The following is a 22971-nucleotide window of genomic DNA, read 5'->3' on the forward strand; positions in this document are numbered from 1 at the left end:
ATTATTTAACTTCTGTTGATTTCGCATTTCCATTAGCGATTAATTCAGCTATGGATACATTCTTTAATCCTTTTTGTTTCAGGCCGTCAACAATTTGGGGAAGTGCTTTTTGTGTTTGCTTAGCGGAGTCTGATGCATGCAGCAGGATAATGTCCCCGCCTTGAACACTGTCATTGACGTTTTTAACAATGGTGCCTACACCGGGATTTTTCCAATCATCAGAATCAACACTGTAATGGACAACCGTATATCCGTATCTTTCGGCAATTGTAAGAATTTCTTCATTGAAATTGCCTGTTGGCGGTCTGAGGAGTTTAATATCCTTAAGACCGAGCTCATTAAATACATCCTGTGCCATGAGAATGTCCCGGCGTATATCCTCAGCCTCCAAAGCGGTGTAATTTTTATAGGCATAACCCATGCTTCCCACCTGGTGTCCGTCCTTCACAATTTGCTTGACGATTTCAGGATGACGTTCTGCCCATGCTGCAGAGAGGAAGAATGTTGCATTCGTAATGCCGTTATTCTTCAACGTATCAAGAATGGGCTTTGCCTTTTCGTCGCCCCAGCTGATATCAAATGTAAGAGACACTTTATTTTCCTTCTCCTCACCCCTGAAAACGGCTTTAGGTCCATCTGCGGTTGAGAAAACAGGAAATTGCATGACGTTTTCTATATATAAAATCCCGGCTGTAAAAAGCGCAGCTATTACAATAATGATAAGTTGTTTGATCTTTTTAACATGTAAAACATAAAAATTGTTCATCCTCATCAACCCCGTCCCAATGTTCTTGTCTCATATGTATGCCAAGCTGTTAATAATATGATTAGAAAATTACACGTTGTGCAATAATGATAAAACTTAGGCAGCTTAGAGGAGGATCATATGTCAAAAGGATTCATTTTTAATGATAAAGAAGCACGGGAAATGGAACTGCTGGTCGAACAGGAATTATCAATTATCAGCAATATACTGATAGATGAGAATCTGACATTTGTTCAAAAAAGATCTCTTTTAGAAAAAAGAGAACTCCTCAGTAATTTGTATAAAATTATCAGCGGAAAATTCGATCAGCATTTAAATGAAAATATCAAATAATTTCTATTGACCATGGTTGGAATAGATGTTATATTATTATTCGTCGCTAAGAAACAATCTGAATTTGAAATAACGAAAAAAATTATTCAAAAGGTTGTTGACACAGCGATAGTGACCATGTTAAATTATATAAGCCGTCACCACTGATGACGGAAATGATCTTTGAAAACTAAACAAAACCAAAAGCGTACCAAACGTTTTAAATTTTTGAAGTCAGCAACAAATTGAGTCACAAATTTTCTTCGGAGAGTTTGATCCTGGCTCAGGACGAACGCTGGCGGCGTGCCTAATACATGCAAGTCGAGCGGACCTCTTCGGAGGTTAGCGGCGGACGGGTGAGTAACACGTGGGCAACCTGCCTGTAAGACTGGGATAACTCCGGGAAACCGGAGCTAATACCGGATAGTATCTTGAACCGCATGGTTCAAGTTGGAAAGACGGTTTCGGCTGTCACTTACAGATGGGCCCGCGGCGCATTAGCTAGTTGGTGAGGTAATGGCTCACCAAGGCAACGATGCGTAGCCGACCTGAGAGGGTGATCGGCCACACTGGGACTGAGACACGGCCCAGACTCCTACGGGAGGCAGCAGTAGGGAATCTTCCGCAATGGACGAAAGTCTGACGGAGCAACGCCGCGTGAGTGATGAAGGTTTTCGGATCGTAAAACTCTGTTGTTAGGGAAGAACAAGTGCGAGAGTAACTGCTCGCACCTTGACGGTACCTAACCAGAAAGCCACGGCTAACTACGTGCCAGCAGCCGCGGTAATACGTAGGTGGCAAGCGTTGTCCGGAATTATTGGGCGTAAAGCGCGCGCAGGCGGTTTCTTAAGTCTGATGTGAAAGCCCCCGGCTCAACCGGGGAGGGTCATTGGAAACTGGGAAACTTGAGTGCAGAAGAGGAGAGTGGAATTCCACGTGTAGCGGTGAAATGCGTAGAGATGTGGAGGAACACCAGTGGCGAAGGCGACTCTCTGGTCTGTAACTGACGCTGAGGCGCGAAAGCGTGGGGAGCGAACAGGATTAGATACCCTGGTAGTCCACGCCGTAAACGATGAGTGCTAAGTGTTAGAGGGTTTCCGCCCTTTAGTGCTGCAGCTAACGCATTAAGCACTCCGCCTGGGGAGTACGGTCGCAAGACTGAAACTCAAAGGAATTGACGGGGGCCCGCACAAGCGGTGGAGCATGTGGTTTAATTCGAAGCAACGCGAAGAACCTTACCAGGTCTTGACATCCTTTGCCACTTCTAGAGATAGAAGGTTCCCCTTCGGGGGACAAAGTGACAGGTGGTGCATGGTTGTCGTCAGCTCGTGTCGTGAGATGTTGGGTTAAGTCCCGCAACGAGCGCAACCCTTGATCTTAGTTGCCAGCATTCAGTTGGGCACTCTAAGGTGACTGCCGGTGACAAACCGGAGGAAGGTGGGGATGACGTCAAATCATCATGCCCCTTATGACCTGGGCTACACACGTGCTACAATGGATGGTACAAAGGGCTGCGAGACCGCGAGGTTTAGCCAATCCCATAAAACCATTCTCAGTTCGGATTGCAGGCTGCAACTCGCCTGCATGAAGCTGGAATCGCTAGTAATCGCGGATCAGCATGCCGCGGTGAATACGTTCCCGGGCCTTGTACACACCGCCCGTCACACCACGAGAGTTTGCAACACCCGAAGTCGGTGGGGTAACCGCAAGGAGCCAGCCGCCTAAGGTGGGGTAGATGATTGGGGTGAAGTCGTAACAAGGTAGCCGTATCGGAAGGTGCGGCTGGATCACCTCCTTTCTAAGGAAGATATGAGGACGCTTTTGGTTTTTGTTTAGTTTTGAGAGATCATTCTCTCTATGATAGAAGACAAATCATCCGATTTGTCGGTTGTTCTTTGAAAACTAGATAACGTAATTGATAACAAGTAATTCACTGAGATTTACGCTTACCATAATTAGTGATTTTCTAGACATTTATGTCTAAACAAACAACGAAATGCGAAACGCATCTTATGATGCGGATGACCATTTAGGTTAAGTTATGAAGGGCGCACGGTGGATGCCTTGGCACTAGGAGCCGATGAAGGACGGGACTAACACCGATATGCTTTGGGGAGCTGTAAGTAAGCTTTGATCCAGAGATTTCCGAATGGGGAAACCCACTGTTCGTAATGGAACAGTATCTTTATCTGAATACATAGGATAATGAAGGCAGACCCGGGGAACTGAAACATCTAAGTACCCGGAGGAAGAGAAAGCAAACGCGATTTCCCAAGTAGCGGCGAGCGAAACGGAATTAGCCCAAACCAAGAGGCTTGCCTCTTGGGGTTGTAGGACACTCTATACGGAGTTACAAAGGAACGGGGTAGATGAAGCGACCTGGAAAGGTCCGTCAGAGAAGGTAATAACCCTGTAGTCGAAACTTCGTTCCCTCCAGAGTGGATCCTGAGTACGGCGGGACACGAGAAATCCCGTCGGAAGCAGGGAGGACCATCTCCCAAGGCTAAATACTCCCTAGTGACCGATAGTGAACCAGTACCGTGAGGGAAAGGTGAAAAGCACCCCGGAAGGGGAGTGAAAAGATCCTGAAACCGTGTGCTTACAAGTAGTCAGAGCCCGTTAATGGGTGATGGCGTGCCTTTTGTAGAATGAACCGGCGAGTTACGATCCCGTGCAAGGTTAAGTTGATGAGACGGAGCCGCAGCGAAAGCGAGTCTGAATAGGGCGTTTTAGTACGTGGTCGTAGACCCGAAACCAGGTGATCTACCCATGTCCAGGGTGAAGTTCAGGTAACACTGAATGGAGGCCCGAACCCACGCACGTTGAAAAGTGCGGGGATGAGGTGTGGGTAGCGGAGAAATTCCAATCGAACCTGGAGATAGCTGGTTCTCTCCGAAATAGCTTTAGGGCTAGCCTCAAGTATGAGAGTCTTGGAGGTAGAGCACTGATTGGACTAGGGGCCCTCATCGGGTTACCGAATTCAGTCAAACTCCGAATGCCAAAGACTTGCTCCTTGGGAGTCAGACTGCGAGTGATAAGATCCGTAGTCAAGAGGGAAACAGCCCAGACCACCAGCTAAGGTCCCAAAGTATACGTTAAGTGGAAAAGGATGTGGAGTTGCTTAGACAACCAGGATGTTGGCTTAGAAGCAGCCACCATTTAAAGAGTGCGTAATAGCTCACTGGTCGAGTGACTCTGCGCCGAAAATGTACCGGGGCTAAACGTATCACCGAAGCTGTGGACTGTTCTTACGAACAGTGGTAGGAGAGCGTTCTAAGGGCGTTGAAGCTAGACCGTAAGGACTGGTGGAGCGCTTAGAAGTGAGAATGCCGGTATGAGTAGCGAAAGAGGGGTGAGAATCCCCTCCACCGAATGCCTAAGGTTTCCTGAGGAAGGCTCGTCCGCTCAGGGTTAGTCGGGACCTAAGCCGAGGCCGAAAGGCGTAGGCGATGGACAACAGGTTGATATTCCTGTACCACCTCCTCACCATTTGAGCAATGGGGGGACGCAGGAGGATAGGGCAAGCGCGCTGTTGGATATGCGCGTCCAAGCAGTTAGGCTGAGAAGTAGGCAAATCCGCTTCTCATATAAGGCTGAGCTGTGATGGCGAGGGAAATTTAGTACCGAAGTTCCTGATTCCACACTGCCAAGAAAAGCCTCTAGCGAGGTGAGAGGTGCCCGTACCGCAAACCGACACAGGTAGGCGAGGAGAGAATCCTAAGGTGAGCGAGAGAACTCTCGTTAAGGAACTCGGCAAAATGACCCCGTAACTTCGGGAGAAGGGGTGCTTTTTAGGGTTCATAGCCCTGAAAAGCCGCAGTGAATAGGCCCAGGCGACTGTTTAGCAAAAACACAGGTCTCTGCGAAGCCGCAAGGCGAAGTATAGGGGCTGACGCCTGCCCGGTGCTGGAAGGTTAAGAGGAGAGGTTAGCGCAAGCGAAGCTTTGAATTGAAGCCCCAGTAAACGGCGGCCGTAACTATAACGGTCCTAAGGTAGCGAAATTCCTTGTCGGGTAAGTTCCGACCCGCACGAAAGGCGTAACGATCTGGGCACTGTCTCAACGAGAGACTCGGTGAAATTATAGTACCTGTGAAGATGCAGGTTACCCGCGACAGGACGGAAAGACCCCGTGGAGCTTTACTGTAGCCTGATATTGAATTTTGGTACAGCTTGTACAGGATAGGTAGGAGCCTTGGAAGCCGGAGCGCCAGCTTCGGTGGAGGCATTGGTGGGATACTACCCTTGCTGTATTGAAATTCTAACCCACAGCCCTGATCGGGCTGGGAGACAGTGTCAGGTGGGCAGTTTGACTGGGGCGGTCGCCTCCTAAAATGTAACGGAGGCGCCCAAAGGTTCCCTCAGAATGGTTGGAAATCATTCGCAGAGTGTAAAGGCACAAGGGAGCTTGACTGCGAGACCTACAAGTCGAGCAGGGACGAAAGTCGGGCTTAGTGATCCGGTGGTTCCGCATGGAAGGGCCATCGCTCAACGGATAAAAGCTACCCCGGGGATAACAGGCTTATCTCCCCCAAGAGTCCACATCGACGGGGAGGTTTGGCACCTCGATGTCGGCTCATCGCATCCTGGGGCTGTAGTCGGTCCCAAGGGTTGGGCTGTTCGCCCATTAAAGCGGTACGCGAGCTGGGTTCAGAACGTCGTGAGACAGTTCGGTCCCTATCCGTCGTGGGCGCAGGAAATTTGAGAGGAGCTGTCCTTAGTACGAGAGGACCGGGATGGACGCACCGCTGGTGTACCAGTTGTCTTGCCAAAGGCATCGCTGGGTAGCTATGTGCGGAAGGGATAAGTGCTGAAAGCATCTAAGCATGAAGCCCCCCTCAAGATGAGATTTCCCATCACATTAGTGAGTAAGAACCCTGAAAGATGATCAGGTTGATAGGTCTGAGGTGGAAGCGCGGTGACGTGTGGAGCTGACAGATACTAATCGTTCGAGGACTTAACCACAGTCTAATAAAGTGTAAAACCTAAGTGAATCTTGTTATCATACGTTATTTAGTTTTGAAAGAATAACTTCTTTCAAAAAAACACTTGAAATCTTCGGATTTTATAGTATAATAATTTTTGTCATTATGTCTGGTGATGATGGCGAAGAGGTCACACCCGTTCCCATGCCGAACACGGAAGTTAAGCTCTTCAGCGCCGATGGTAGTTGGGGGTTTCCCCCTGCAAGAGTAGGACGTCGCCAGGCTAGCATTATTCCGCAGTAGCTCAGTGGTAGAGCTATCGGCTGTTAACCGATCGGTCGTAGGTTCGAGTCCTACCTGCGGAGCCTTGCTTCCATAGCTCAGTCGGTAGAGCACTTCCATGGTAAGGAAGAGGTCATCGGTTCAAGCCCGGTTGGGAGCTTACATTAAACTAATAAAACGGCCCGTTGGTCAAGCGGTTAAGACACCGCCCTTTCACGGCGGTAACACGGGTTCGAATCCCGTACGGGTCACCATTCAAACTTAAGTCTTAATATGTGAAATATCAAACAATCTTTTATGCGGAGGATTAGCTCAGCTGGGAGAGCATCTGCCTTACAAGCAGAGGGTCGGCGGTTCGAGCCCGTCATCCTCCACCATTAAGACATTGCAGCAGACGACTTTAAAAAGCGAATAAATAGTATTGTATTTCACTATATATGCCGGTGTAGCTCAATTGGTAGAGCAACTGACTTGTAATCAGTAGGTTGGGGGTTCAAGTCCTCTTGCCGGCACCACTTATGTGTGGAGGGGTAGCGAAGTGGCTAAACGCGGCGGACTGTAAATCCGCTCCCTCCGGGTTCGGCGGTTCGAATCCGTCCCCCTCCACCACTTTATTTAGACAAACTTAACTGAATAGTTCTTGTCTAGACTGTAAATAATATGTTTAGTTAACATAAACCTTTTTACGGTCAATTAGAATTTTATAGAATACATAATTGATGGGCTATAGCCAAGCGGTAAGGCAACGGACTTTGACTCCGTCATGCGCTGGTTCGAATCCAGCTAGCCCAGCCATTTCTTGTGCCGATTTCTCAGTCGTTAGAGAACGATCGAGTAATCATTGAAGCGTAGCTTCAGCACATAAATCGAGCCGCTCCTAGAATAATCTTTCTTAGATTAGGGCGTCTTGCAAAACTGAAGAGTGTTTTCTTATAAGGTGCCATTAGCTCAGTCGGTAGAGCATCTGACTTTTAATCAGAGGGTCGAAGGTTCGAGTCCTTCATGGCACACCATTTTGCGGAAGTAGTTCAGTGGTAGAACACCACCTTGCCAAGGTGGGGGTCGCGGGTTCGAATCCCGTCTTCCGCTCCAGAACTTCTTATTTATATCGGGGCCTTAGCTCAGCTGGGAGAGCGCCTGCCTTGCACGCAGGAGGTCAGCGGTTCGATCCCGCTAGGCTCCATCATAAACACCCTGTAAAAACCGTTAGACTTAATGTCTAACGGTTTTTTGTTTAGGAATAATGAAAAAAATTAATTTATGGATACGTGCTTCAATAAAACGTTTATTTATATATGAATTCAATATCCTATCCTTTATGTTATAACAGTTTTCTTGTTGAATATGAGGCTTGCGAGTAGGAGATCAGTTTCCGCAAGTTAGTTCATTATTTTTGCGAGTTGGGCATTCGGGTCTAAATATGAAGTTCAATACACAGCTTAAACTCTTTCATAATTTACAGCAGCTCTGATTAATAATGGCCAACGGCAGCTAGTAACAGGTATTTTTATATCCTTTTTTCATAAAAAAATGAAGTTGCGAGCCAAAAACCCATTTTCGGGAATTGAACACTGATTCGTGCGAGTTGGTTATAGTTTTTCGTTAATTCAAAAACGGCTAATGCGAGTTGGATGGTTTGGATCCAATTTGATGTTTAATTTGTTCAATTCAGATCAGTCATAAAGGTGAAGTAGAAATTCAGAAAAATAATCAAATGACCAGGAAATCAGCTGACTCTACATCATCGTATTAATTATTCCCTGCTATTTTGCCAATTATTTTACAGAAAACTCTGTATATATATACACGATTTTGTCGAGTTGAGTCATGACCCTTTTTATCAGTACAATAGATACAGAGTTTCTTACTAAGGGGGATGATTTACATGAAAGAAAGAATATCAATTATCGGGGTACCAATGGATTTAGGTCAAATGCGCCGAGGTGTGGACATGGGGCCTAGTGCTATCAGATACGCAGGAGTTGTAGAACGACTTGAATGGCTGCAATATGAGATTGAAGATAAAGGTGATATTAAAATTGGACGTCCAAACCGTGAAGAGGATAGCAATTCGTTAAATAATTTAAGAAATTTGAAAGCGGTGTCAGAAGGGAATTTAAAGCTTTCTGAACAAGTTGACGAAGTGATTCAATCAGGTTCGTTTCCACTGGTGCTTGGCGGAGACCACAGTATTGCCATCGGAACACTCGCAGGAGTTTCAAAGCATTATAAAGAACTTGGTGTAATCTGGTATGATGCACATGGAGATCTCAACACAGGCGACACTTCACCGTCAGGCAATATTCATGGGATGCCGCTTGCTGTAAGTATCGGCATCGGCGATGAGACGTTAACGAGAATTGGAGGCTACACTCCTAAAGTGAAGCCGGAAAACATTGTGATTATCGGTGCCCGTTCCCTTGATGATGGTGAAAAGGAATTAATTAAGGAGAAAGGCATTAAAGTATATACAATGCATGAGATTGACCGTCTTGGCATGACTAAGGTAATGGAGGAAACCATTCAATATTTGAAAGAGCGTACTGACGGTGTTCACTTGTCCCTCGATTTAGATGGACTTGATCCGCACGATGCTCCAGGAGTCGGCACACCGGTTATCGGAGGCATCAGCTACAGAGAAAGTCATTTAGCGATGGAGATGCTTGCAGAGTCAGATATCATCACTTCTGCTGAGTTTGTTGAAGTAAATCCTATCTTAGATGAAAAGAACAAAACAGCTACAGTAGCAGTAGCTCTGATGGGTTCTTTATTCGGCGAAAAGCTCCTTTAATTTTTTAAAAAAGACACAGTTTATAAACTGTGTTTTTTATTTAAGAAAAATTTAAGGTAAACATGTTAAAAAGCCATCTACAGACAACCTAAAATTTGTTAAAATATTTTTATGCGAAATAAATGAAACCTTTTATGCGGCTTATACGTAATAAGGGGAACCCGCACTTGCGCGGGGGTAAGGGGTATCATGGAGACGATCGTAAAAAATAGGATTAAACAAGTTAAAAAGGGCGACCAGAATGCTTTTGCCGAAATCGTAGATATATATAAAGACAAAATTTATCAGCTTTGCTACCGCATGCTCGGGAACTCCCATGAGGCGGAGGATATAGCCCAGGAAGCGTTTATCCGGGCTTATGTGAATATTAACAGCTATGACATGGATAAGAAGTTCTCTACGTGGCTGTATCGCATTGCGACAAATTTAACGATTGATCGAATCAGAAAGAAAAAACCGGATTATTACCTGGATGCCGAAGTGACAGGAACGGAAGGGTTAACGATGTATTCTCAAGTAGCAGCAGATGTAGCTCTGCCCGAGGATCAAGTGGAAACAATGGAGCTTCAGCAGATGATTCAAAAAGAAATTTTAAAGCTCCCCGATAAATATCGAACTGTCATCGTATTAAAGTATATTGATGAGCTTTCTTTAATTGAAATCAGTGAAATTCTAGATATGCCGATCGGTACGGTGAAAACAAGAATTCACAGAGGACGAGAAGCGCTGAGGAAGCAATTAAGGCATTTATGATTTGAGGTGATAAGGTTGAAGTGTTCAGAACAAATGAAAGAACGGATCCATCAATATTTGGATCATGATATAAAGCAGCAAGATGAGCGAATCTTGAAAGAGCACCTTCAGTCATGCGCGGACTGCACGCAGCACCTGCATGAGCTTGAGAAGTCAATCGCCTTGGTTCAGAGTACATCCCATATTGAGGCTCCGATGGATTTTACTCAAGCCATCATGGATCGTCTGCCCAAAGAAAAGAAAACGATTGGTGTCAACAGATGGCTAAAGGGTCATCCATTGTTGGCTGCTGCTTCTCTTTTCATGTTATTGATGACAGGCAGTTTATTTTCTTCCTGGTCAACTGATTCAGAATTCAGCGTTTCAAAGCAGCCTAATTTGGTTGTTGAAAATAATACGGTTACCGTTCCTGAAGGTGAAACTGTTGAGGGAGATGTAACCGTTAAAGGCGGAACAATCAATATTGAAGGTAAAGTTGAAGGAAACGTCACGGTGATTAACGGAGAGTATATGGCTTCTGCTGGACAGGTGACAGGTGATGTTGAAGAGATCAATGAGGCTTTTGAGTGGATTTGGTATCAAATGAAATCTCTTTCCAGAGAGGTTGTCGCCATATTTAATTAAAAGGTCACCTTTTGTATAAGGGGCCTTTTTTGTGCTGTACCACTTTTGAGACTCTGGCTAAAAGATAAACCGGTATTTTTTGCCGAAGTCTTATCTGCTGGCCTGCGCTTTGCTTATGTGAGTACAATACGGTTTAATTGCAGAATATATGGTATAATATCGTAGTTATAGTCCTATGCAAATGACTAAAACTGATGGAGGAAGAGAATATGGCATTTGAGGAATTTCCACTACTGCATTACCTCGGCATCGCCGTTGATATTCTCCTGGTTTGGTTCGTTATATATAAGTTGATTATGGTGATACGGGGAACGAAGGCCGTTCAGCTGCTGAAAGGCATTATCGTTATTATTCTCGTTCGTACACTGAGCCAGTACTTAGGGCTGCAGACTTTGCAATGGCTCATGGACCAAGCATTAACATGGGGTTTTCTTGCGATCATTATTATTTTCCAGCCTGAGCTGCGAAGGGCGCTAGAGCAACTGGGCAGAGGGAAATTATTCTCAAGAAGCGGAGCTCCAGAGGAGGAAGAACAACAAAAAATAATCGATGCCATCACAAAAGCGACAGATTACATGGCAAAACGAAGAATTGGCGCATTAGTTACGATTGAAAAAGAAACAGGGATGAGTGATTACATAGAAACGGGCATACCGCTTCATTCAGCTCTCTCTTCTGAGCTTTTAATTAATATCTTTATCCCGAATACTCCGCTTCACGATGGAGCTGTTATTCTCCAGAAAAATCAGATTGCTGCGGCTGCATGTTATCTGCCTCTGTCCGAAAGTCCTTTTATTTCAAAAGAATTAGGGACAAGGCACCGGGCAGCAGTTGGGATCAGTGAAGTAACCGATAGTATTACGATAGTCGTTTCTGAAGAAACGGGCAGTATTTCTGTGACCAGAAACGGAGAGCTTCACAGAAATCTAACCGTTGAAGCTTTAAGTGAAATCTTGGTTTCCGAATTTGGAAAGCAGGCAAAGGTCACTTCCTCAAACCTATGGCAGTGGAGGGGGAAGAAAAATGGATAAGATGATTAATAATCATTGGGTAATGAGAATTATTGCACTGTTAATGGCGCTCATTCTTTATGTATCTGTTAATTTCGAAACGCCGGCTCCGAAAAAACAGCCGGGGCCAGTAACATCCGTATTTCCATCTGCGCCGTCTGAGTCTGCAAAAGATACAGAAACAATTCCTGATGTTGAAGTGAAAACGTATTTGGATCAAGAAGATGTTATTGTGACAGGAGTGCCTGAAACGGTAGCTGTTACGCTGAGCGGGCCGACTAATTCACTATTAAAGGCAAAGCAGCTTAAAGATTTTGAAATTTATGCTGAACTCTCGGATCTGTCCATCGGCTCACACCGGGTTCAATTAAAGCATAAGAATATAGCGGATAATCTTGAGGTGAATTTGAACCCTTCCATTATCACTGTAAATGTGGAGGAGAAAGTTACACGTGATTTTCCGGTACAAGTGGATTTTATAAATAAAGACCAGATTGAAACTGGTTATACAGCACAGGACCCAATTGTTAAACCGAGTGTTGTAAGAGTAACCGGATCTAAAACTCTTATTGACAGCATTGCTATGATCAAGTCAAGGGTGAATCTGCAAAATGCTAATGAAACCATTGAGCAAGAATCAAAAGTCACGGTATATGACGACGACGGAAACATCCTGCCTTTAGAGGTCTACCCTTCGGTTGTTGATGTGACAGTGCCGATTACAAGTCCAAGCAAGAAGCTTCCTTTTAAACTTAAGAATGAAGGCGAGCTTGGAGAAGGATTAAGCATCTCAAACATTGAAGCAGTGCCGAACGAAGTGACCATATACGGACCGCTGGATGTGATTGATCCGCTTGAATTTATAGATGGTGTCACAGTGGATTTAAGCAAAATCAAAGATGATACCGTGCTCGATGTAGATATTCCTGTACCTGACGGAGTGACAAAAGTAAGTCCCGAAAAAATCCAAATTAAAGTTGACGTTGAAAAAGAAGAAGAAAAAGTACTTGAGAATCTGCCTGTTAATATCCGGGGTTTAGGGGAAGGGAAGATTATTCAGTTCCTTGAGCCGGAAACCGAAGAGCTCGATTTAAGCGTTGTTGGTGCACCTAGTGTATTGACGAATATTAAGCCGTCTGATCTTGAATTATTTGTAAATGTGACAGATCTGTCGGACGGAGAGCATGATGTTAAGGTAGAAGTGAATGGGCCGCAGGATATTAAATGGACCCTTCCTGTAGATAAAGTGAAAGTGAAAATTTCTTCTAAGCAATCGTGATGATTGAAACTGTCTAAAGGAGCGATAAAAGAATGGGAAAGTATTTTGGAACAGATGGAGTAAGAGGCGTTGCAAATAGTGAATTAACACCTGAATTAGCGTTTAAAATCGGTCGTTTTGGAGGTTACGTATTAACGAAAAATGCGAACCGTCCAAAAGTGTTAATCGGAAGAGATACACGTATTTCAGGTCATATGCTGGAAGGTGCGCTAGTTGCAGGACTGCTCTCTATCGGTGCTGAGGTGATGCGTTTAGGAGTTATTTCAACACCTGGTGTTTCATATTTAACAAAGGCTCTTGGAGCACAAGCGGGTGTTATGATTTCTGCCTCACATAATCCTGTTCAAGATAACGGAATTAAATTCTTTGGTCCTGACGGTTTTAAATTGTCAGATGAGCAGGAATTAGAAATAGAAGGTTTAATGGATCAGGAAGAAGATTCACTGCCAAGACCTGTTGGCGCTGATCTGGGACAAGTTAATGACTATTTCGAAGGCGGTCAGAAATATCTTCAATTCCTGAAACAAACAGTAGACGAAGATTTCACAGGCATCCACGTTGCACTTGACTGTGCACATGGTGCTACGTCATCTCTTGCAACGCACTTGTTCGCAGATCTTGATTCTGATGTTTCAACTATGGGCACAACTCCAAATGGATTGAATATTAATGATGGGGTAGGTTCTACACATCCAGAAGCATTAGCCGGTTTCCTTATGGAAAAAGGCGCTGATGTCGGTCTTGCTTTTGACGGTGATGGAGACCGCCTGATCGCTGTTGATGAAAAAGGTCAAATCGTTGATGGCGATCAAATCATGTTTATTTGTGCAAAATTCCTAAATGAGCACGGAAGATTGAAAAAAGAAACAGTTGTCTCTACAATCATGAGCAACCTTGGTTTTTATAAAGCAATTGAAGCAAACAACATGAAGAGTTCTCAAACGGCTGTAGGAGACCGTTATGTTGTGGAAGAAATGAAAAAAGGGGATTATAATCTTGGCGGCGAGCAGTCTGGCCATATTATCTTCCTTGATCACAATACAACGGGTGATGGTCTGCTTACAGCTATTCAATTAGTGAATATCATGAAAGTAACTGGCAAGCCGTTATCCGAGCTTGCAGCTGAAATGAAAAAGTTCCCTCAGTTGCTTATTAATGTGAGGGTAACGGATAAGTATAAGGTAACGGACAACATGAAAGTGAAGCAGGTCATTGCAGAAGTAGAGAGTGAAATGAATGGAGACGGACGCATTCTTGTCCGCCCTTCAGGCACAGAGCCGCTTGTGCGTGTAATGGCAGAAGCGCCAACAGCAGAATTATGCGAGAAGTATGTTACACGCATCGTTGCTGTAGTGAAAGAAGAAATGGGAACGGAATAAAGCAATCACGGGTCTGCCTATAAGGCAGGCCCTTTTTCTATTTTCTTCAAAAATAATTATCGTGAATATGCCGCAATTTTCACCTGCTTGAATTTAACTGATTTTCACAGTCATAAACCTGATGGGACAAGTCGAATACTATAACCATACCTCATTGCTTCTTGTCTTTTTATCTTCAGCGCAGCTGGACAGTCCTTGATTGCGGAATGTTTGAGTTGCTGATGAAATAGGGTAAATTCAGTCAAGAACAATCTTTTCAATAAAAACATATACTGAATAGTGCATCTTTCTATCCACATTTGCTAAGTACTTAATTGACGATTTGAAGGTTAATATAGTATGATTACTTTTGTGTTTTTATTTTAGAATGGAAAGGAGCATTGTGAGGTTGTATTAATGAAAAGCGCCTGAACTAAGCGGACCGAAAATAGCTTAGTTGACGAGGATGGAGGATTATCGAAAGTTCGGCGGATGCCTCCCGGTTGACAATTACAGCCGTAAGCTCTCTCCTGAAAACAAAGAGGCAACTTTTTGCACAAAGGGAAGAACGTAATTAAACTAAAAAAAATATAGACATGTGTGAGGGGACAGCAAAAGGTCCCCGTGGCTTGACCTGTCCCCCGCCTATTTGGGAGGATACATTAATTATGTGCGGAATCGTAGGATATATTGGACAACAGGATACGAAAGAAATCTTATTGCGTGGACTAGAAAAGCTTGAATATCGCGGATATGACTCAGCGGGCATTGCTGTTATCAATGAAGATGGCGTGCATGTTTTCAAAGAAAAAGGACGCATTGCTATTCTTCGTGAAGAAGTGAATGCAAATGTAATGTCTACAGCAGGGATTGGACATACCCGCTGGGCGACTCACGGTGCACCAAGCAAACGCAATTCACATCCGCATCAAAGTGCATCAAGCCGCTTTACGCTAGTGCACAATGGTGTTATTGAAAACTATTCAAGCTTGAAACGCGAATATCTTCAGGATGTTGCGCTAGTCAGTGATACAGATACAGAAGTAGTTGTTCAGGTCATTGAACAATTCGTTAATAAAGGAGCGGACGTGGAAGAAGCGTTCAGCCAAACACTTTCCATTTTAAAAGGTTCTTATGCGATTGCGCTTTTAGACAACCAAAATCCAGATACGATTTTTGTTGCTAAAAATAAAAGCCCATTGCTTGTTGGTCTTGGAGAAGGCTTCAACGTTGTTGCATCTGATGCAATGGCGATGCTGCAGGTAACAGACCAATATGTAGAATTGATGGATAAAGAAATCGTCATTGTGAAACGTGAAGCTGTTACAATCAAAAACCTTCAAGGTGAAACAATTGACCGTGCTCCTTATACAGCAGAATTAGATGCCAGTGATATTGAAAAAGGAACATACCCTCACTATATGTTAAAAGAAGTGGATGAGCAGCCGCTTGTTATGCGCAAAATCATCCAAAAATATCAAAATAATCAAGGCAAGCTGACAATTGATCCAGCAATTGTAGATGCTATCAGCTCTGCAGACCGCCTTTATATCGTAGCATGCGGAACAAGCTACCATGCAGGTCTTGTCGGTAAGCAATTCATTGAAAGATGGGCTAAGAAACCGGTAGAGGTTCATGTTGCAAGTGAATTCTCATACAACATGCCGATTTTATCAGAAAAGCCATTATTCATCTTCATCTCACAAAGCGGTGAGACAGCAGACAGCCGTGCCGTTCTTGTTCAAATTAAAGAGCATGGCTACCAGTCATTAACCATTACAAACGTACCTGGTTCAACCCTTTCACGTGAAGCGAACCACACGTTATTGCTTCATGCTGGTCCTGAAATCGCTGTTGCTTCAACGAAAGCTTATACAGCACAATTAGGCGTACTTGCCATTCTTGCAGCTGTAACGGCTGAAGCAAGAGGTGTAGAGTTAAGCTTTGATCTTGTAAAAGAGCTTGGCATCGTGGCAAATGCAATGGAAGTCCTTTGCGATCAGAAAGACGAAATGGAGTACATTGCACGTGAATACCTTTCAACAACACGCAACTGCTTCTTTATCGGCCGTTCTGTAGACTACTATGTAGGACTTGAAGGTGCGCTTAAACTGAAAGAAATCTCTTACATCCAGGCAGAAGGATTTGCCGGTGGAGAGCTTAAGCATGGAACAATCGCCCTGATTGAAAACGGCACGCCTGTTATCGCGCTTGCAACCCAAGAGCACGTAAACTTAAGCATCCGCGGAAATGTTAAGGAAGTAGCAGCACGCGGTGCTAACCCATGCATCATCGCGCTTAAAGGTCTAGAAGAAGAAGATGACCGTTTCGTTCTTCCTGCAATACATGAGGAACTGACACCACTTGCTTCTGTTATTCCTTTACAGCTGATTGCTTACTATGCAGCCCTTCACAGAGGCTGTGACGTTGATAAACCGCGTAACCTTGCTAAGAGTGTTACGGTTGAGTAAGAGGGATTATAGAGAAACAGCGACTGTTCAATGAAAATAAAGTATTAGACTGAAAAATAAAGTTCTAGACTGAGTAAATAAAGTATTAGACTGCTGGGTGTTTCAGCATTTACTCCGGTATAACAGACATCATGAGCTTGAACCCCGTAATTGAAACTAATTACGGGGTATTTTTGTTTTCTGGAGCTGATACAGTTGAACATGGGTGAAAAAGTCAGATTTATCCGAAAATCAAATGAATTAAATCAAAAAGAATTTTCGGTCAGGATTGGTGTTTCACAAGGAACGTTAAGTGATATTCCCTTCATGCGAAACGATTATTGCATTCAGAAATAAATTTAAATACGATTTGAATTGTCTGCTTGCAGATGACGTTAAGTCTTCTCTTTCGAGGTCGATTTGAATGTCGTGCCCGTGAAGACCACCATGATGGGCAGACAGTTCCTTTCTGTCGAGCGGGTCGACAGACGGCACGTCCACCCCGATGAGCCGAATTCCTTTGCTCGCCAGAAAGAGCGCAATATCGCCTCGCAAATAAGCTATTTCCGTAGGGAACACGCTTGGATTAGTCTATGTACCGGTCCGAAGCAGCAAGCGGACGACTCCGTTCAGTTCATGCACGCCCAAATCTTCTGCGCCGATGCTATGCTCGGTTTGCCCGAGACATCGATAACTCGGACCGGTCCCGCGTACAATTCCAAATCCAGTTCCGTCACTTTCCCGCCCCTCGTTATCGAAATGAAACGGAGAGTCGATTTGCGTGCCGGTATGTATGCTCATGTCAGCTTGCCGACGTTTACCGAGATGCTTTGCTCCTTCAGCCAGCTAACTTCGTGAGAAGGGCGTGTCGCCGGGCCAAGTCGGAACTCCTTTCGCCAGACGTCTCGAAATTGATCATCGTGATGGTCATCAGCCTCTATGGACGGAGCGGACGGGTTGCGTTAGTCCCGTTTGTTATCTGCTGCTGGTGAAGTAACCTTTTTTGAGAAAATGGAATAAGAAATGCACTTCGGATGGAACCTAACAAAAGGGTATCACTAGAATACTATCCGAATGGAGCGCTACTACTTATGAGCAGAAGATACTGGTTTCGTTTGGCAATGATTTCGGCTCTGTCCCTAGGATTGACAACCTGCGGCACAAATGCCCTGGCACAGAATATCCAAAAATCCCAAACTATTCAAAAGGAGATAAAAAAGCAACATACTGATAAGAACGCCATTCGTCCGTTTCATGTAAATGTTCCGGAATCGGATCTTAACGAATTGCGCAGGCGCATACTCGCGACAAAATGGCCTGACAAGGAAACAGTCTCGGATCAATCGCAGGGCGTGCAGCTTGCAACCATTCAGGAACTCGCGCGCTATTGGGCAACAGATTACGATTGGCACAAGTTCGAGGCGAAGCTGAACGCGCTGCCGCAGTTCATCACCAATATCGATGGTGAGGACATTCACTTCATTCACGTTCGTTCGAAGCATAAAGATGCTTTGCCCCTCATCATCACGCACGGATGGCCCGGCTCAATCATCGAGATGATGAAGATTATCGGGCCGCTTACCGATCCCACGGCATATGGCGGGAAGGAATCAGACGCTTTCGATGTGGTGATTCCGTCGATGCCCGGCTACGGATTTTCGGGCAAACCGACCAAGGTCGGCTGGGACCCCGACCGCATCGCACGTGCCTGGTCTGTGCTGATGAAGCGCCTTGGATACACGAAGTATGTGGCGCAAGGTGGCGACTGGGGGGCGCTTATCACGGATTTGATGGCAGTACAGAAGGCTCCGGGACTGGTCGGCATTCACTCCAACATGCCTGGCGTGGTTCCGCCCGACATTGATAAGGCAATTCAGTCAGGCAATCCGCTGCCCTCCGGTCTCTCAGACGAAGAGAAACGCGCGGTACAGCAGCTGAACTTCTTCTACAAACACAGCGGTTACGCCTTCTTGATGGGGACGCGCCCGCAGACGCTGACCGGACTGGTGGATTCGCCTGTCGGATTGGCAGCCTTTATGATTGACCATGACGCGAAGAGTCTGGAGCTGATCTCAAAGGCTTTTGCCGGACACCCCGGAGGCCTTACGCGAGACGATGTGCTCGACAACATCACACTCTACTGGCTGACGAACACAGCGATTTCTGCGGCTCGTCTCTACTGGGAGAACAAGTACTCCTTCTTCGACGTCAAAGGCGTATCTATCCCGGTAGCCGTAAGCGTCTTTCCTGATGAGCTCTATCAGGCCCCGAAGAGTTGGACGAAGAAGGCGTATCCCAAACTCATCTATTACAACAAGCTCGACAAAGGCGGACATTTCGCGGCGTGGGAGCAGCCAGAGCTTTTCACTGCAGAACTCCGCGCGGCATTCAAGTCGCTACGCTAATCGGAGTCAGGTGGAATACGCTCACACGGGTTCGTCGTCCTTTCGCCAAAACAAGAGTTTGAATTCATATTAAAGAACAGGCGATTTGACTAGCCATTAATCTACGATGAAGCCCAAGGAAACAGGAAGCTTCGTCAAACAATTGCTAAGCATCTAGCAGAAACGCGGAAGATTCATTCCAATCCTGATTTGAGTTTAGAATTACATTTTCATTGGATAAAGAATATTTAAATGTTAATAGAAGGTCAGTTGAACAATTTTTCTTTAATACATTTGATTCTTTAAAAAATAAATCTAAATTAAAGAAATAATTTTTCTTGAGAGGATATATTCCTCTCTTTTTATTTTGTTCTTCTTTAACTAACCATAAGAAAAGATACAGCAACATTGGTGAGGGATCAGTCGCTGTTTTTTTTATTAGAAAAAAGAGGAGCCAGGCAAAAAAATACCTGTCTCCTCTTTTATATTAATTAATAAACCTTATCACCATTAAAAATCGAATTCTTAACCACCACATAATCCACCGTACGAATAGCATCAAGTTTGGTTCCGCCTGCATACGAGATAGATGACTGCAGATCCTGTTCCATTTCAGTCAAGGTATCCTTTAAAGCGCCTTTATGCTCCACGTACATTTTCTTGCCTTCTACGTTTTTCTTTTCGCCTTTTTGGAACTCTGAAGCAGAGCCGAAATATTCTTTGAAGAGCTTTCCATCCATTTCGATTGTTTCTCCAGGAGATTCTTCGTGCCCTGCAAACAATGAACCGATCATGACCATAGAAGCACCGAAACGAATCGACTTTGCGATGTCTCCGTGTGTGCGGATACCGCCGTCAGCAATGATTGGTTTGGTTGCAGCTTTTGCACACCAGCGAAGTGCAGCTAATTGCCAGCCGCCTGTGCCAAATCCTGTTTTAATTTTCGTGATACATACTTTACCTGGGCCAATGCCTACTTTTGTTGCATCTGCACCGGCATGCTCAAGTTCTCTTACAGCTTCTGGAGTACCAACGTTTCCAGCGATGACAAAGCTTTCAGGAAGATGCTTCTTGATGTGCTTAATCATTTCGATAACCGCATTAGAATGACCATGTGCAATATCGATTGTAATGTAATCCGGTGTCAGCTGCTCTGCAGCCAATTGCTCAATGAATTCGTATTCTTCTTCTTTCACACCAACACTGATAGAAGCGATTAATCCGCGTGATTTCATATCTTGAATAAATGAGTTTCTTTTCTCCGGCTGGAAGCGGTGCATGATATAGAAATAACCATTTTCAGCTAAGTTAACCGCAATTCTTTCATCTATAATCGTCTGCATATTGGCAGGCACAACAGGCAGCTTGAATGTATGATTTCCTAAAGCGATTGTTGTGTCACACTCTGAGCGGCTGTTTACTACACATTTTGCAGGTATTAATTGAATATCTTCATAATCAAATACATTTTCCATATGATTTACACCCCTAAATACGAATGTTGTTGTTGAAAATCAATTTAATTGTTCGTCCATTTGGTACTTTACATCATTTGTATATGAATGTCAAAGATTTTGGAAGAAAAAAACGAAGAATAGCGATTATCTTTTTCATTTTAGAAAGCCTTTTCAAAAAAACAGGCATATGTATATTGTCTAAAAAGTCAAACCCTTTTATTCGGTAAAAACTACCGCTATTCTTCTAATCTAGTATTCGTATAAAATAAAACTATGAAAACATTAAAATCTTTATCACTTATGTTGTTGGTTGTCGCTCTAGCCTTTGGATTCAGCAGTCAAGCAAGTGCTGCAAGTACATACACCGTTAAAAGCGGTGACACGATGTGGAAAATTGCGTCGAAATATCAGGTTGGCGTCTCGGAATTAATCAAAGCCAATCCAAGCGTTAAAAATGCCAATGTGATCTATCCGGGTCAATCGCTTAACATTCCTTCTGGAAGCGCTTATCAAAGCATGGAAAGCGAAGTGGTTACTCTAGTTAACCAAGAACGCGCCAAATACGGGTTAAAGCCGCTTACGGCCAATTGGGAAGTTGCGAGAGTAGCAAAATATAAGTCGGAAGATATGCGTGACAAAAATTACTTCAGTCACACATCACCTACATACGGTTCTCCATTCGATATGATGAAGAGCTTCGGTATTCAGTACAGCTATGCAGGAGAAAATATCGCAGCGGGCCAAACAACAGCGAAAAGCGTTGTGACAGCTTGGATGAACAGTGAAGGACACCGCAAGAACATTCTGTCTTCTAATTTCAAAGAAATTGGTGTAGGCTACGCTAAAGGCGGATCTTACGGCCATTACTGGACGCAGATGTTTATCAGCAAATAATAAGTAGGAGGATCAGGGACAATCCGTACAGGGTTGTCCTTTTTGCTGTCTTTGTGCAGGGCGTTAATATGCTTTGGGGCTGTTTCGTTGTGTCAAAGGAGTCCAATGAGTCCTTAAAATGAATAAAAAAGCAGATTTGAGGACTCAAAGGAGTACAATGAGTCATTAAATTGAGTAAAAAAGCAGATTTGAGGACTCAAAGGAGTACAATGAGTCATCAAAATCAGTAAGAGAGCGGATTTGAGGACTCAAAGGAGTACAATGAGTCCTTAAAATGAGTAAAAAAGCAGATTTGAGGACTCAAAGGAGTACAATGAGTCATTAAAATGAGTAAAAAATCAGATTTGAGGACTCAAAGGAGTACAATGAGTCATTAAAAAGAGTAAAAAATCAGATTTGAGGACTCAAAGAAGTCCAATGAGTCCTGAAAATGAGTAAAAAAGCAGATTTGAGGACTCAAAGGAGTTTAATGAGTCATCAAAATCAGTAAAAGAGCAGATTTGAGGACTCAAAGGAGTTTAATGAGTCATCAAAATCAGTAAAAGAGCAGATTTGAGGACTCAAAGGAGTACAATGAGTCATTAAAATAAGTCAAAAATCAGATTTATAGTTCAAAAAAAAGGATGACTGATTGTTTTCAGTCATCCTTTTTTTTACATATCATTCATGAAAATCCGATGGTCATTAAAAAGGCTTCCATTTTAATTGCTGTGCTTTTTGAAAGCGCCCTTCTGCTTCTTGCCAATTAACAACATTCCACCAATTTTCGATGTATTTTTTTCTGTCATTCTTATATTGCAGGTAATAGGCATGTTCCCACACGTCAAGGACAAGTATTGGTACGACATCCCATTGACTTAAGTTTTGATGCTTTTCAGCCTGAAGGATCTCTAATCGGCGTGCACGGGGTGACCAGACTAAAATTGCCCAGCCAACTGCTTCAACTTTGTCAGCTGCTTCAGAGAAGTGCTGTTTAAACTTTTCAAAGGTGCCAAAGGTTTGATTAATTTCCTTCATTAGCTTTCCAGCAGGTTTTCCGCCGCCATTTGGACTCATAATACTCCAGAATATCGTATGAAGATAATGGCCGGCTCCATGAAATGCAGCTTCTCTTTCCCAATGCTTAATAAGATCATAGTTGTTAGATAAACGTGCTTTCTCCATTTCTTTTTCAGCTTTATTTAATCCATCCACATAACTTTTATGGTGCTTATCATGATGAAGCTTCATAATTTCCTGATCAATGTAGGGCTCTAATGCATCATATTTATAAGGCAGCGGAGGAAGAGTGTGCCCCCCGATTGGAACGACAGTGACGGATTCAGCTTGAATGCGAGTTTGCTCATTTTCGCTGTCTTGTTCAAAATAAGCCGCAAGCTTTACATATAGTGAATTAGCACGTTCATAGATCTCGCTGTCTTCAAATGATCCCGTTGAAAGTTCTTCTTTAAATTGGCTTATTTGCTGCAGCCAAACCTCTAAGTCTTGATGATCCCCATGTTTTCGTTTTTCATCACGTAACTGATTAAAGCATTCTAACATATTTTCACACCACTTTTTCATTAAGACAATGTAATCTTCAGACATTCATATCCCACCCCTTAGTCAGTTGTAGACAATATATGCGTAAAGGGAAAATGGATGATGATTTTTAAAGGCTGCCTTTTACACTGGCTGATCTGGATAAG

13 protein-coding genes, 10 tRNA genes, 3 rRNA genes and 1 pseudogene are annotated in these 22971 nt (G+C 43.9%); 23 read left to right on the top strand and 4 right to left on the bottom strand.

What is annotated here, in order from left to right; all coding sequences use genetic code 11:
- Position 1: 1 nt before the first annotated feature.
- On the bottom strand, positions 2–766 hold the full coding sequence (gene pdaB, locus QLQ22_RS00950) for a polysaccharide deacetylase family sporulation protein PdaB (protein WP_223438959.1): 765 nt from the start codon (positions 764–766) through the stop codon (positions 2–4).
- Between the two features lie 120 nt (positions 767–886).
- On the opposite strand from pdaB, the gene QLQ22_RS00955 reads away from it, so the two are divergent.
- The 21 genes from QLQ22_RS00955 (at position 887) to glmS (ending at position 16569) form a co-directional block, all read left to right on the top strand.
- Entirely contained in the window at positions 887–1099 is a 213-nt protein-coding gene (locus QLQ22_RS00955) for a hypothetical protein (RefSeq protein ID WP_284015830.1), read from the top strand.
- Between the two features lie 239 nt (positions 1100–1338).
- Positions 1339–2876, top strand: a 16S ribosomal RNA gene (locus tag QLQ22_RS00960).
- Positions 2877–3110: 234 nt separating this feature from the next.
- Positions 3111–6041: ribosomal RNA gene (locus QLQ22_RS00965) — 23S ribosomal RNA — on the top strand.
- A 128-nt stretch (positions 6042–6169) separates the two neighbouring features.
- Positions 6170–6285, top strand: a 5S ribosomal RNA gene (rrf, locus tag QLQ22_RS00970).
- Together the 16S, 23S and 5S rRNA genes with 10 tRNA genes alongside form the textbook arrangement of a ribosomal RNA operon.
- A 9-nt stretch (positions 6286–6294) precedes the next feature.
- A tRNA-Asn gene (locus QLQ22_RS00975) sits at positions 6295–6366 on the top strand.
- A 4-nt stretch (positions 6367–6370) separates the two neighbouring features.
- Positions 6371–6443, top strand: a tRNA-Thr gene (locus QLQ22_RS00980).
- Between the two features lie 19 nt (positions 6444–6462).
- A tRNA-Glu gene (locus QLQ22_RS00985) sits at positions 6463–6537 on the top strand.
- Positions 6538–6584: 47 nt separating this feature from the next.
- A tRNA-Val gene (locus QLQ22_RS00990) sits at positions 6585–6660 on the top strand.
- Positions 6661–6722: 62 nt separating this feature from the next.
- Positions 6723–6798 (top strand) — tRNA-Thr (locus QLQ22_RS00995).
- A gap of 9 nt (positions 6799–6807) precedes the next feature.
- A tRNA-Tyr gene (locus tag QLQ22_RS01000) sits at positions 6808–6892 on the top strand.
- A gap of 111 nt (positions 6893–7003) precedes the next feature.
- A tRNA-Gln gene (locus QLQ22_RS01005) sits at positions 7004–7078 on the top strand.
- A 142-nt stretch (positions 7079–7220) separates the two neighbouring features.
- A tRNA-Lys gene (locus QLQ22_RS01010) sits at positions 7221–7296 on the top strand.
- Positions 7297–7300: 4 nt separating this feature from the next.
- Positions 7301–7375: transfer RNA gene (locus tag QLQ22_RS01015), tRNA-Gly, on the top strand.
- A gap of 18 nt (positions 7376–7393) precedes the next feature.
- Positions 7394–7466, top strand: a tRNA-Ala gene (locus QLQ22_RS01020).
- Between the two features lie 702 nt (positions 7467–8168).
- On the top strand, positions 8169–9074 hold the full coding sequence (gene rocF / locus QLQ22_RS01025) for an arginase (RefSeq protein WP_223438961.1): 906 nt from the start codon (positions 8169–8171) through the stop codon (positions 9072–9074).
- Positions 9075–9263: 189 nt separating this feature from the next.
- The gene (gene sigW / locus QLQ22_RS01030; RefSeq protein WP_223438962.1) at positions 9264–9827 is read left to right on the top strand and encodes an RNA polymerase sigma factor SigW; all 564 of its coding nucleotides are present in this window, start codon (positions 9264–9266) and stop codon (positions 9825–9827) included.
- A gap of 33 nt (positions 9828–9860) precedes the next feature.
- A complete protein-coding gene (gene rsiW, locus QLQ22_RS01035; RefSeq protein ID WP_420828810.1) occupies positions 9861–10451 on the top strand; it encodes an anti-sigma-W factor RsiW in 591 nt (196 codons plus the stop codon).
- Positions 10452–10660: 209 nt separating this feature from the next.
- Complete coding sequence (gene cdaA, locus QLQ22_RS01040) at positions 10661–11482, top strand: diadenylate cyclase CdaA (protein ID WP_223438964.1); 822 nt, start codon at positions 10661–10663, stop codon at positions 11480–11482.
- Positions 11475–12740, top strand: a complete 1266-nt coding sequence (locus tag QLQ22_RS01045; protein WP_284015831.1) for a CdaR family protein — start codon at positions 11475–11477, stop codon at positions 12738–12740. Before cdaA ends, QLQ22_RS01045 begins: the two co-directional genes overlap by 8 nt.
- Before the next feature lie 32 nt (positions 12741–12772).
- Positions 12773–14119: a phosphoglucosamine mutase gene (gene glmM, locus QLQ22_RS01050; RefSeq protein ID WP_284015832.1), complete on the top strand. Its 1347-nt coding sequence runs from the start codon at positions 12773–12775 to the stop codon at positions 14117–14119.
- Between the two features lie 647 nt (positions 14120–14766).
- Positions 14767–16569, top strand: coding sequence for a glutamine--fructose-6-phosphate transaminase (isomerizing) (gene glmS, locus QLQ22_RS01055; protein ID WP_284015833.1), 1803 nt, complete (start codon positions 14767–14769; stop codon positions 16567–16569).
- Between the two features lie 396 nt (positions 16570–16965).
- Here glmS and QLQ22_RS01060 read toward each other — a convergent pair.
- Positions 16966–17460, bottom strand: a pseudogene (locus tag QLQ22_RS01060) (cyclase family protein); the annotation flags it as partial.
- Between the two features lie 179 nt (positions 17461–17639).
- Between QLQ22_RS01060 and QLQ22_RS01065 the strand changes: the two are divergent.
- Positions 17640–18953, top strand: a complete 1314-nt coding sequence (locus QLQ22_RS01065) for an epoxide hydrolase family protein (protein WP_284015834.1) — start codon at positions 17640–17642, stop codon at positions 18951–18953.
- 470 nt (positions 18954–19423) lie between these two features.
- Here QLQ22_RS01065 and guaC read toward each other — a convergent pair whose 3' ends face one another.
- The gene (gene guaC, locus QLQ22_RS01070; RefSeq protein ID WP_223438969.1) at positions 19424–20407 is read right to left on the bottom strand and encodes a GMP reductase; all 984 of its coding nucleotides are present in this window, start codon (positions 20405–20407) and stop codon (positions 19424–19426) included.
- 255 nt (positions 20408–20662) lie between these two features.
- On the opposite strand from guaC, the gene safA reads away from it, so the two are divergent.
- Positions 20663–21283 carry a SafA/ExsA family spore coat assembly protein gene (gene safA, locus QLQ22_RS01075; protein ID WP_284015835.1) on the top strand — a complete coding sequence of 207 codons (621 nt, stop codon included), beginning with the start codon at positions 20663–20665 and terminating at the stop codon, positions 21281–21283.
- Between the two features lie 684 nt (positions 21284–21967).
- Here safA and QLQ22_RS01080 read toward each other — a convergent pair.
- Complete coding sequence (locus QLQ22_RS01080; protein ID WP_252207857.1) at positions 21968–22870, bottom strand: superoxide dismutase; 903 nt, start codon at positions 22868–22870, stop codon at positions 21968–21970.
- Positions 22871–22971 lie beyond the last annotated feature (101 nt).

It is taken from the genome of Metabacillus hrfriensis, assembly GCF_030127205.1.
GTDB classification, from domain to species: domain Bacteria; phylum Bacillota; class Bacilli; order Bacillales; family Bacillaceae; genus Bacillus_P; species Bacillus_P dongyingensis.

Coding starts and splice junctions, on each gene's coding strand:
- rsiW (WP_420828810.1), top strand. CDS start 9,861: ATGAAAGAACGGATCCATCAATATTTGGATCATGATATAAAGCAGCAA.
- guaC (WP_223438969.1), bottom strand. CDS start 20,407: ATGGAAAATGTATTTGATTATGAAGATATTCAATTAATACCTGCAAAA.
- QLQ22_RS00955 (WP_284015830.1), top strand. CDS start 887: ATGTCAAAAGGATTCATTTTTAATGATAAAGAAGCACGGGAAATGGAA.
- glmS (WP_284015833.1), top strand. CDS start 14,767: ATGTGCGGAATCGTAGGATATATTGGACAACAGGATACGAAAGAAATC.
- rocF (WP_223438961.1), top strand. CDS start 8,169: ATGAAAGAAAGAATATCAATTATCGGGGTACCAATGGATTTAGGTCAA.
- safA (WP_284015835.1), top strand. CDS start 20,663: ATGAAAACATTAAAATCTTTATCACTTATGTTGTTGGTTGTCGCTCTA.
- pdaB (WP_223438959.1), bottom strand. CDS start 766: ATGAACAATTTTTATGTTTTACATGTTAAAAAGATCAAACAACTTATC.
- QLQ22_RS01080 (WP_252207857.1), bottom strand. CDS start 22,870: ATGTCTGAAGATTACATTGTCTTAATGAAAAAGTGGTGTGAAAATATG.
- glmM (WP_284015832.1), top strand. CDS start 12,773: ATGGGAAAGTATTTTGGAACAGATGGAGTAAGAGGCGTTGCAAATAGT.
- QLQ22_RS01065 (WP_284015834.1), top strand. CDS start 17,640: ATGAGCAGAAGATACTGGTTTCGTTTGGCAATGATTTCGGCTCTGTCC.
- QLQ22_RS01045 (WP_284015831.1), top strand. CDS start 11,475: ATGGATAAGATGATTAATAATCATTGGGTAATGAGAATTATTGCACTG.
- cdaA (WP_223438964.1), top strand. CDS start 10,661: ATGGCATTTGAGGAATTTCCACTACTGCATTACCTCGGCATCGCCGTT.
- sigW (WP_223438962.1), top strand. CDS start 9,264: ATGGAGACGATCGTAAAAAATAGGATTAAACAAGTTAAAAAGGGCGAC.